7 protein-coding genes are annotated in these 11,949 nt (G+C 36.7%); 1 reads left to right on the forward strand and 6 read right to left on the reverse strand.

Going from position 1 to position 11,949, the window contains the following annotated elements; genetic code table 11:
* Positions 1-24: 24 nt before the first annotated feature.
* From BTHG_RS16945 to BTHG_RS16970, 6 genes are all read right to left on the reverse strand, one after another.
* On the reverse strand, positions 25-870 hold the full coding sequence (locus BTHG_RS16945) for an SDR family oxidoreductase (RefSeq protein WP_010677926.1): 846 nt from the start codon (positions 868-870) through the stop codon (positions 25-27).
* 123 nt (positions 871-993) lie between these two features.
* Positions 994-1,995, reverse strand: a complete 1,002-nt coding sequence (locus BTHG_RS16950; protein ID WP_010677927.1) for an endo-1,4-beta-xylanase — start codon at positions 1,993-1,995, stop codon at positions 994-996.
* 164 nt (positions 1,996-2,159) lie between these two features.
* Positions 2,160-3,173 carry a Gfo/Idh/MocA family protein gene (locus BTHG_RS16955; RefSeq protein ID WP_010677928.1) on the reverse strand — a complete coding sequence of 338 codons (1,014 nt, stop codon included), beginning with the start codon at positions 3,171-3,173 and terminating at the stop codon, positions 2,160-2,162.
* Between the two features lie 188 nt (positions 3,174-3,361).
* The gene (locus BTHG_RS16960) at positions 3,362-5,101 is read right to left on the reverse strand and encodes an SGNH/GDSL hydrolase family protein (RefSeq protein ID WP_010677929.1); all 1,740 of its coding nucleotides are present in this window, start codon (positions 5,099-5,101) and stop codon (positions 3,362-3,364) included.
* 92 nt (positions 5,102-5,193) lie between these two features.
* Positions 5,194-8,577 carry a glycosyl hydrolase 115 family protein gene (locus tag BTHG_RS16965; protein WP_010677930.1) on the reverse strand — a complete coding sequence of 1,128 codons (3,384 nt, stop codon included), beginning with the start codon at positions 8,575-8,577 and terminating at the stop codon, positions 5,194-5,196.
* A 106-nt stretch (positions 8,578-8,683) separates the two neighbouring features.
* The gene (locus tag BTHG_RS16970) at positions 8,684-10,291 is read right to left on the reverse strand and encodes a glycoside hydrolase family 43 protein (RefSeq protein ID WP_010677931.1); all 1,608 of its coding nucleotides are present in this window, start codon (positions 10,289-10,291) and stop codon (positions 8,684-8,686) included.
* Positions 10,292-10,730: 439 nt separating this feature from the next.
* Here BTHG_RS16970 and BTHG_RS16975 point away from each other — a divergent pair, with 439 nt between their 5' ends.
* Positions 10,731-11,912, forward strand: a complete 1,182-nt coding sequence (locus BTHG_RS16975; RefSeq protein WP_010677932.1) for an ROK family transcriptional regulator — start codon at positions 10,731-10,733, stop codon at positions 11,910-11,912.
* Positions 11,913-11,949 lie beyond the last annotated feature (37 nt).

Here is an 11,949-nt window from a genome sequence, read left to right on the forward strand (position 1 = left end):
TTGATGAGGTTGTGTCATTCGTTTTTAAACACCAGAATAGGCCATGAAGCCGCCATCAACTGGAATCGTCACACCTGTTACGAAGCCACTCATTTCATCATTGACAAGCCAAAGTAAAGTTCCAAGTAAGTCTTCAGGTTCTCCTAATCTTCTCATTGGAGTATGTGACAAAATTTTTGACATTCTTTCAGTTGGCGACCCATCTTGATTTGTTAATAGATTACGATTTTGATCAGTTAAAAAGAATCCTGGTGCAATTGCATTTACCCTAATACCAGCCTCGGCAAAATGAACAGCTAACCATTGAGTGAAGTTTTCAATGGCTGCCTTTGCTGCGCTATAGGCAGGTACTTTTGTCATTGGACTTGGTGCACTCATGGAAGAAATATTGATAATCGTTGCATTTTTTCCTACCATTTTTTTCGCGAAAATTTGAGTAGGTATAAAAGTACCGATAAAGTTCAAATTAAATACATGCTCGAAACCACCAGGTGTTAAATCAAAGAAGGATTGGATATCCTGATTAACCAGGTCAGCCGTTTTGAAAATCTCATTCGTGGTAGAAGCCTGTGGATGATTTCCCCCAGCACCATTAATTAAAAGATCACAATCTCCTAATTCGCGTGAAACAATTTCTTCTGCACGCTTAACGTCTTCAATCTTTAATACGTCACATGAAATAGCAATTGCCACTCCACCTGATTTACGAATTTCATTCGCTACCTCTTCACCTTTTTCTTTCCCTCTATTTATGATTGCGATTTTCATTCCTTGTCTAGCTAATTCCTTCGCCATACTGCTACATAGCACACCAGAACCACCCGTAATGACGGCTACTTTTCCATTTAAATTTGGTTGTAACGTCAACATCATGAACTACCTCCTGTTTGAAAATTGATTTCTAGTTGTAAATTGCATGTAACCAATTGTGAATCCACGCCCGGTATAACAATTTGGACTCCCACATATTAATGAAATATGCACCCAAGTTGTTTAAAATTGAATGACCTTCCAGAACGAATCTTTTGGTTTGTGATTTTCATCAAATAAAAATGGCCAATTTTTTCTTCCTGCTACCGGAAAATTATCTAACCATGTATAATCATCTGCAGCTCCCCAAAATGTAACAGCCGTAATAACTTCCTTATACTCTCTTAATAACTGGAATAAACGATCATAACGATCTGCTTGTTGTTCTAAAATTTCTGCAGTTGGGGATAATAAATCAGTGCGTCGATTCTCAAATGTAAAGGCCGAAATGTCTAGTTCAGTTAGTTGCAATTTCAAGCCTAAAGATGCATACTTTTCAATCGCTGCACGAATTTCATCTGTACTAGGTTGTGTTAAATTCCAGTGAGCTTGAAGCCCTATTCCATGGATTGGTATTCCCTTTTCTATAAGTGACTTAACAAGGGTATAGATTTTCTCTCTTTTTTCTGGATTGGATTCATTGTAGTCATTGTAGAAAAGGAGTGCGTTTGGATCTGCCTCATGAGCATACTCGAAAGCCCTTTCAATGAATTCAGGACCAATAATATCTAGCCATTTAGATTTCCTTAATAACTCAGGCCCCTCATCATTGATAACTTCATTTACGACATCCCAGCAGTAAATATCCTTTTTATATCTAGTAACAACTGTATGAATATGGTCCCTCATTCTCTTTAATACCGTATATTTGTCTGCAACTTGACCATCTTTGTCTTCAAAGAACCAATTGGGTGTTTGATTATGCCAAACTAAAGTATGTCCGCGTAAATTCTTCTCATTTTCTCTAGCAAAAGTTACAATCTGATCAGCACTCTCAAACGTGTATAAACCCTCTTCTGGCTGAAGTAGTTCTGGTTTCATCTCATTTTCTGCTGTAAAACTATTAAACTGACTACATAATAAGTTCTTTTGAGTATGAATCGTTTTCACGTTTACTGCAGCACCAATATCAAAGTATGGTTCATACTTCTTATACAATGAAGGAATCTCAACTTGTTTTGTCAATCTTATCTCCTCCTTAGATGAATGATTTTAACTTAGGTAATTAATCTGATATAGGTAAATGGCGGATATCCCAACTTACATTCTGGAATGAACATACTAAAAACACACTTAATATTGTTAACTAGCATTGGAGAAATAAAATGTTCCCTACATAGTTCATCCATTTAACAAACTAAGAGGTGCTTATTTAACACAATTTCCTCGTTTTTTCTGATTGATTCATAAATTGCATCTATAACTTTCATATTTTTACTACTATTTCGAAGTGTATATTCAGGAGCCGTACGATTGATGACACAGTTAGAAAAATATTCAATCTGATTCAAATATTGATCTCCTATTATCCTCTCTGTTCTTACCTCATCGCCTTTCTCAATAATTAAAAGGCCTTCGCCATTTTCTGTGTCAGGTCTGAAAGCACGTGGTACTTTTAAAACCCCTTCAGAGCCAACAATTTCATATTCATTCCGAAATGTCATATTAAATCCGCAATCAAATAGTGCATCGACATTATTATTTAATTTCATATGTACAATAGCACTAACATCTACCCCTGATTTTGAGTCAATCTCAGCAAAAGTTTGAACTGAAACTGGTTCCGCGTTTAACATCGTTCGAATTGAATGTATACAGTAACACCCAATATCATAAATAGCTCCTCCACCCATACCTTTTTTCATTCTGATATTTGTTTTTCGGTCTGTCATGTTATAGGTGAAGCTTGCTCTCATTAATTTAATCGTACCTAGCTCACCATTTTTCAGGATATCTTTGACTCTTTTATGCTGTTGGTGGAATTGATACATGAAAGCTTCCATAAAAAATACCTTATTCTTTGAACAACTTTTCTCGATTTCTTCAACTTCTTTAACATTTAACGCAATAGGTTTTTCACATAAAATGTGTTTCCCTGCTTTCGCTGCAAGAATAGCCCACTTTTTGTGTATGTGATTAGGGAGGGGGATATATACCGCATCGATTTCTGGATCAGCTAATAAATCCTCATAGCGATTATAAAATTTTGGAATCTCATATTCTCTCGCTATATTTTGTGCCATTTCCTCACTACGACTTGCAATTGCTAATACAGTAGCATTACTCGCACGATTAATTGCAGGTATAATTTGGGTCAGTGCAATATTGGCTGTACTCATAATGCCCCACTTCACTGCCTTCATCTCTGTTCCTCCTCTTGAATTTTTGCTGGTTTCCAGTAAAGATTTGCTACTCTTTTGTAGTAAATTGGTGACAAAACAGATATGAAAGCACTTACTAATTTAAGAATAGCAAAACAATTTTACTTTGTATATAGATTAAACAAAGATTAACTTATGGATTTTCGAAGATTAATCAACTATTCTATCCTTTATTCAACCGTATAACCAAATCCAAGAATGGTAAACTTCTTATCCTTATCCTCGTTAACCATTTTAATTTCGATTGTATAATCCTTACATTGTGCTTCATTTAGTAAGATGACCGCATTACAATGCGTCCAATTGTTTTTATGTGGATCAAATGTTCTAGCATATTCACCATTGATATACACATTCGCCTTCCCAAACTCACTATCTCCTGAATCTTTAAAAATAAGTAGGAGGCTTTTACATCGAATTGTCATTTTAAAGCTCACATTCTCAGAACCGACTGGTTTCATCCAGTTATATGGTAACTGCGGCCTACCTGAAGGATGATTATCCATTTCTACCATTTGTAAATCAGTATCGTACTCAGTAAAACTACCTTCCTCAATAACAACACCCTTATCCCCGTCTCTTCGATCTAATAAGCGGACATTTTTAAACGAGTTGCCAATGATTGGTTCTTTCAACAGTTGTATATCTTCAAAATCTCTTGCTGTTTGATCAACTTGTTCGATTAGATTCATAAGACAATCAGCCATGATTGTATGTCCATCGTTTGTTGGATGATATATATCATAGAAGAACTGTCTTTTAGAAATGATATTGCCCTCGTTTTTAGATTGGTTGAATTGGTTGACTACGGCATCCTTAACACTTACCATCGGTAAATGATAATGATACCCTACCGGAGCTAGTCTATCCTGCAAATTCCAGTCGTTTGGGAATACACTAAACAATAAGATAACAGCTGGATTATTCGTAGCAGCTAAGCTTTTTAAAACTAAACTCTCAAAACAATCTCCTTTTGTCTCATCTCCTGCATCATTGACAGCAAATTCAATAATCACAATATCCGGCTTTACCTTACCATCTCGTAAAATATCTCTTTCATAGCGAATCATTCCGAATTGCGATGGGGTACCACCAACACCCGCTTTTATAAAATGTACATTTTCTCCGTCGCCTTTAGCAAATTTCTCTTTAAATTGCACATAGGTTTTGTACGCATAACAATTCGAATGAATAGGCTTTGCTCCGGCACCTTGTGTAATTGAGCCTCCAATAAATGCAATTGTTACATCGTCTCCACGTTTTGCTTTTTCTATAGCATTCTTCAGCCTAAGTGTATTCCCTTTACTTACTAAAGATTTTGCAATCATCTCTTTATACATAGTTGATCCATAGTTAACAGGATCCTCAGGACTAAATTCAGGCACCTCATACCCGTCATTCAAGTAAAACTTTATTGTTACTTCAGCCATTTCACCTTCTTTTTCAAATTCAAAGGCAAACTTGCCTGGTACATCATCATCTTCCAGCCACTTATACTCAGATAAGACAATAATGTGTTCGGCCCCATCCATCGGAATTTCTTTTGTAAGAACAGTACCTGTCTCGTACATCACCGTTTTACCCCAATTTTGAAAAACAAAGTGTATCGTATCTGAGCTAACATTGACAGGTTTCACAGTAATTCCAACACTATGAACCAATTGATGAAACCCTTCACAAGTTTCAAGATGCTCTAAAATATCCTCATTGGTAATGCCTCCTGCCAAACGAGCCTTATTTTTTAATTGTTCGCCCGCTAAATAAAGCTCTTGTGAAGGTCTGCCCCCTTTTCTAGCAGTTGCTTCGATTATCGTTTCAAACGCGATATAAAAACCACTCCGTCTCTCAATTGGGTCCTTCGGAGCTGTTGGTCCACTTAACGTTTCATTGATTTCGTTTACGTTTGACATTAATGGTGTTGGCCCCTTTCTCTCTAACAACTCTGAGGTAAATTTTTTGAGTTACGAGAGAAATCTATATTCTCCCGCATATCATACAGTATTTAGTAGAGCTGAAAATCAAACTGATGGTTTCTTGATTTTCCACTATATTGGAGAGTTGCTTTTAATGTAAATACTCCTTTTGGTTTGGTCTTGAACCCTACATTAAACATTTCTTTTCCGTTATTTTCTGCTATACCTGGTAGTATAACTGAACCTATCTCTATTCCCGCTTCATTGAACAATGAAAGTTCCATTGAGAACTTGTGAGAGTACTGATCCCGATTATATAAACCGACTTGTAAAATTACCCCATTTCCAGCTTCTACGTCTTTCCGTAATGTTGGAGCTATTTTTAGATAATCTTTGTCGATTAACTTTAGTTCAACATCTATATTCTCACGGTCTATATGGAATTGGTGGGTTCCTGCAGGTAACCATAGTTGATTTTTGGTTTCAGTAATCTCATGATCTTTCCACGTACCATTGAGATGAACACTTATAACCGCATTACTTGACCCACTTAATTGAATCTCGTAAATGCCGCTATCTTCGACGAACATCTTCCTTTCTTCATTAGCCCCAACCTTTGTTATCGTACCAGGAATCATAAATGAATCATGATCTATAGGGTATCGTTCTTCGGCAGCTTTTCCCTTATAAAAGCTTTCAGGTGGCCCTAAATAACTTGGCTTAACCCCACCTGTATTAACGACAATTTTTTGCAACGCAACAATTGGATCAACCATCCAAACTTTTAGAGTGTGATATCCCTTCTCTTTAAGTTGATGGTTCGATTTCACTTCGCGAATATTAAAAATGACACTTTTCGCCCAATCTTCATAATGGAAGCCACCATTTTCACTATATTTAACGGCATCTATCATTTGAATTGGTTGATCGTCAAAGGAAATACCGATTCGAGCACCTTTTCCTTCCATGAAGTTCAATGTTGGTGCCACTAACAAATTCACTTCCACATCACCTGGGTTTGAAAGAAACATTTTATACTCTAGACATGGTGAATGTTCGAAATTTGTTGTTATGCTTTCAGCTGTTACTGGGAAGATTGCCATAGACGATAATGTTCTACCATGCCCTGGTATGCATTCCCAACTCGCATCTCTCGTATCTTTTTTATTTGTGTAATGTTCTGCCTCAATAGAAACATAGCCGTCTATTTCAATAAAACCTTCTAATGAATCTCGTGTAGGTTTTGCAGGATTATATACAGAAACAGGGACTGTAAACACGGACCCTTCCGATCCTGTTATCTTTAATTCCCCACTAACTGATTCCCCAACAGGTACATGTTCCCAATCTATTTCAACCACAATTTTTTTCTCAGTTATTATGAGGCCTTGGCTAGATGGAACATGAAGCCACGGATTATTTGCCTTGATTGAATACGTAAATGGTTGTAATCCTTTATTATAGATGTCGATGGTGGCATGACGTTTTGTATAGCAGTCATATTTCAATCCACCATTATCAAAAACACCCATTTCCGCGCTATCCTTTGGCTCAACCCGAGCAACTTCCGGCATTGTATTGTTTTCTGGTTGTTGCCAATACGTGTATCCAATATGAGTTTGATCCATCATATGGTTCCATTTACCGAGAGAGGTTCTCTTATTATAGTCAAATGAAAACTGGCTATCTTCTTCAAATAAATGTTCTACTTCTCTAGCTGCAATATTTGCAGAAACCCTACCTTGTTTTGCTAAAAGCTTACTTTTTTCTGCTTTTAAATAAAGCTCTGTTACAATTTTGGATGCCTTAGCCGGATATAACACGATTTGGAAGAATGAATCTTTTAATTCCTCTGGAAGCTCCCCATAAATGGATTCTGCCAGATTCGTTATCTCATAAAACTCTGCCAACACTTTTTCAGCTTCGTCATAATTCTCCCAACTATAAATTGGAACATCGACTAATTGTTCTGGTTTAATTCGTCCATTAAATTTAGAATATTGGGTGATAATATAAGCAATATCTTCTGCATATTCAGGACCAAATTGGCGTTTGGCCCAAGCTACACTGTATTCCCAGCTATTATCTTTGGTAAATTCATTGATATTCCAGGCCATGCGCAAGAAGTATTCCAATTGAAATTCCATTGGTTTTAAGTCCCCAACATTTAGAATCCAAATTCGATCCGTACCATATTCATAGGCCTTATGCATCTGTTCCCATATTTTTGTGATAGGTACAGTATTTATCCATTTATATGATCTAGGTCCCCCTACATAATCGACATGATAGTAAATGCCTGCCCCACCTGCTCTTTCTCTTTCTTCTTCGGTCGGGAGCCTTCTGATATTTCCGAAGTTGTCATCACCCCAAAGTAAAGTGATATCATCAGGTACTCGCATGCCATGTTCATAGTAATCTTGAACCTCTTTGTACAATGCCCATAGTTGTGGAACCTTTGTGACATCGGAATCTACATAGGTTGCAATCATTTCTCGTTGATCTGTGATGATTTTTTCCAGAAGTTGAATTTTTTCTTCAAATGTTAACTCCCCACCCATTTCTTCATCACCATCACCTCGCATGCCGAGTGTAATGATATTTTCATAGTCTTTACTTCTTCTGACACCTTCTTCCCAAAAGTTGTAAAGAACTTCTTCATTAAGGGAGTAATCCCAAGGACCATTACGGTGCTTCTTCCAATCACCATGTGGGCGCATCATTGGCTCATGGTGAGATGTTCCCATTACAACTCCATAATAGTCTGCAATAACTGCATTTTGTTCATCATCTTCATAAAAAGTGTTGTCCCACATCGCTGGCCATAAATAATTTGCTTTTAATCGTAAGGTCAATTCGAAAATTTTCTCATAAAATTTATGTGTGAAATCGGGATAATTTGAACGAACCCAGGACATTAAGGATGGACCTTCATCATTAAGGAATATCCCGCGATATTTAACAGATGGCTCGCCTTGTTTATAGATTCCCTCTTTAACTAGTAAATCATCTCGGTGCTTAACTGGCATATCTCCCCACCAATACCAAGGTGAAACCCCAATCTTCTCGGAAATATCATAAATACCAAAAATGGTGCCCCGTTTGTCACTTCCCGCTATAACTAAAGCCTGTTCCACATTCGGAAGAGGCTGTTGAACGGTTTGAATCACAAAGGATTCCCATTTACCCTTAACTTCCGCTACATCTAGTTTTCCATCAGAAATTAATTGGTCAATCACGTTACTTTTACCAATGGTACCAATAATGATAGCTTCCTCTTCAGCAATCCATTCATGAACAATTTTTGGTTTGATAGCTGACACTTTATGTATATCATTTTGCAAATCCTTGACTGCCCTTACTACACTTTGGTAGTCCTCTTGTTCCACAAGAATAGTGGCAGCTTTATTGTTATGAACCAATTTAAAATCACCATCATGATAGTCATTGACGATATAATTTTCCCAAAACATCCGCACACCTCCGTATAAATTCAGAAGAGCCTTACTTTTTATTAAAAAATGCCCAAAAACTAGTCTTGGGCACTCCTATTTTTATTCTACTAATAGAGATAATCTCTTATTTTTCTTTGTAAATAAAGTAATCAAAGTCGGCAGGTTTACGTTGACCAGATGTGTCTTGACATTGCATTCCGACAAATGCACCTGTAAAGAAGCCTCCACCTTGAATGTAATCATCGGATAATTTATAAGAATAGAATGTAACTGGAATTTGTGACCAGTTTTCACCATCAAATGAGTAAGAGTAATGGTAAACATCAGTATCCACGTCAACTCTCATGAAAATGTACTCTACATCTTCTGGAATCACAATCTCTTTTCCTCTTAATGGTTGACCAAATGTGAAGTTATCACATGTCATTAATTCGACTATTCTTCCTTTTTCCTCATGCCAAGAAATCTGTAAAGAAGTCCAATTCTGAGTATTATAGTAGTTAACTAATCCTGCAGATTGTTGGAAGGTATCAGGATTAAAAGCAACTTTTGTTTCCGCCGTAAAATTGAAATGCTGCCAGCGTCTTGCTACAAATGCTTGAGTGAATTTAGATGTTAATGACTCTCTACCATAAATTCGTAAATGACCTGGATTATCCTTTAAAGAGACGATGTCTTCACCCAATGGAATTCGCAATGTTTGGAAGTTAAGATTCAAGTTTTGAGAATCAAAATCATCTTTTTCTGGATAATCTCTTTCCCATTTCACTTCTTCTACATTTGGCCCATCGATTTCTACTGAAGGTTGATTTCCACCAACTACATATGGCCAATCGTTGCGCCACTCTAATCGTTGGATAGCAGTTTCTCTTCCTAATGGGCAATAGCCACGCGGATCAAGTAATGGCTCACCTTCTCTGGGTAGTGGTCTACCGGTTAAGTGGACTAAGAACCATTCATCTGTATGTGTTTGAACAATAGATGAGTGACCTGCCTTTTGCAGTGGATTTCTTGGATATGGGAATGAAGTAATTAAAGGGTTTTCCGGATGTACTTCATATGGTCCCCATAAATCTTTCGAACGAGCTATCGTTGACTGATGGTCATATTTTGTACCACCTTCTGCAGTTAAGAGGTAGTAGTATCCATTTATTTTATAAAGATGAGGCGCTTCCGTTAACTTAACATCTGTGCCTTTGAAGATGGTTTTTTGCTCCCCAACTAATTTCTGTTGCTCTGGATCATATTCTTGAAGCATGATTCCGTAAAAATTATGCTTATCAATGCGGTGGTCCCAATACATATTCACTATGTATTTTCTTCCATCTGTATCATGGAATAGTGATGGGTCAAAGCCGCTGCTATTTAAATAAATCGGATCAGACCATTCACCATCAATTGTGTCACATGTTACTAAGTAGTTATGGCAATCTTTCCAACGTCCTTCAGTAACCTTTACATCAGTAAAAATCAACCAGAACTTACCGTCAGCATAAGAAAGAGCTGGAGCCCAAACACCACCAGAATCGGGATTTCCCATCATATTTAATTGACTTAAACGGTTTAGTGGACGACTGACTAGACGCCAATTTTTCAAATCTTTAGAGTGATAGATTCCCACTCCCGGGAACCATTCAAATGTAGATACAGCAATATAGTAATCTTCTCCATTACGGACAATACTTGGATCCGGATTAAAACCAGTCAATATTGGGTTTTGAATTTTAAGCATTCATCATCACCTCAGTATGTTATTTTCTTCCCTTAAAAACGTTCTTACGATAAAAATGAATGATATTGAATCTAAAACAAACGGTCAATTAAATACAGTAATTTAAAACGCTTACAGTTGTCATTCTATCACCATAAACTTAGTTTGTCTATAACATAAACTAAGTTTTCAAATTCATAATCTTCTACCTTGTGACAAAAGAGTAGACTCCGTACCATACTTGGTATTTGCCCTTAATCACATCAATACCTCTAAACTATTCTCCATTCTTTTGTAAAGACAGCGTTTTCATAGTTTTGAAAATAAATAATGTTTTCTTTTCCCGTTTTTGATAAGATGTTACTATCTATAAAAATCTTTGTTTAAATAGTATACAAAGGGTAAATAGCGATGATAGAGTGACTAGTTATCCTAAATTTAAGTGACGGGGTAAAAAATAATGACTGATATTATGACTGGAAATCAACAGTTAGTCAAACAGATTAATAAAAAATTAGTTTTAGAGTCGGTAATTAAACAGGAGCCGATTTCAAGGGCTGATATTTCTCAAAAAGTCGGTCTTAATAAGGGAACGGTTTCCTCCCTTGTAGGTGAACTGATTGAGGAACAATTTATTTATGAATCAGGTCCTGGAAAATCTAGTGGTGGTAGAAGACCTGTCATGTTACTGTATAACCAAAATGCCGGTTATGCAATCGGGATTGACCTTGGGGTAAACTATATTTTAGGACTTTTAACAGACTTAAAAGGGAATAAAATCGTTGAAATTAATAAAAAGATTACAGTTCATCATTATGAAGACGTACTTCTTATCCTCCAAAAGATGATTGAAGACTTAATTGAAAGTGCTCCAATGGGCCGGTATGGCATCGTTGGAATTGGAATTGGTGTGCCTGGTTTAGTTACCAATAGTAATAAAATCCTTGTAGCGCCGAACCTTGGCTGGAAAGATATCGAATTACAAAAAATAATTGAGGATGCCTTTAATATCCCAGTTTTCATTGAAAATGAGGCTAACGCTGGGGCATATGGTGAAAGAATTTACGGTGCTGGAAAAGATTATAACAATATCATGTATGTGAGTGCCGGTATTGGTATTGGAATCGGTTCAATTCTAGATGGGAAGTTGTTCACTGGAATGAATGGTTTTTCAGGTGAAATGGGGCATATGGTCATTCAAGTTGGTGGGAAAGATTGCTCTTGCGGCAGTAGTGGCTGTTGGGAACTATATGCATCTGAGCGCGCCCTTTTAGATGAGGCCTTAAAAGCCAAATTGCCTCAGGTAACAAAGGAAACACTATCGATTGAATTATTACTCAACTTAGCTGAAAATGGTAATGAAGATGTCATTACTATCTTTAATACTATTGGGATGTACTTAGGAGTCGGAATAAGCAATATAATCAACAGCTTTAATCCTGAGTTAATCATCATCGGAAACAGACTTGCCATGGCCAAGAAATGGATTGAAAAACCAATCAAAAAATATGTAAATGTTCATGCAATGGGCTATCATCAAGAAGGCCTTTCCATTCAGTTTTCCCAATTATATAATGATGCCGCTGCATTAGGGGTTGCAGCTTTATCGATTGAAAACTTTATCAAAATAAAAGTCCAATAAATATAAAATGAGGGTATGCAACACATAGCAACGATAC

The organism is Bacillus timonensis (assembly GCF_000285535.1).
Classification (GTDB): Bacteria; Bacillota; Bacilli; order Bacillales; family Bacillaceae_L; genus Ferdinandcohnia; species Ferdinandcohnia timonensis.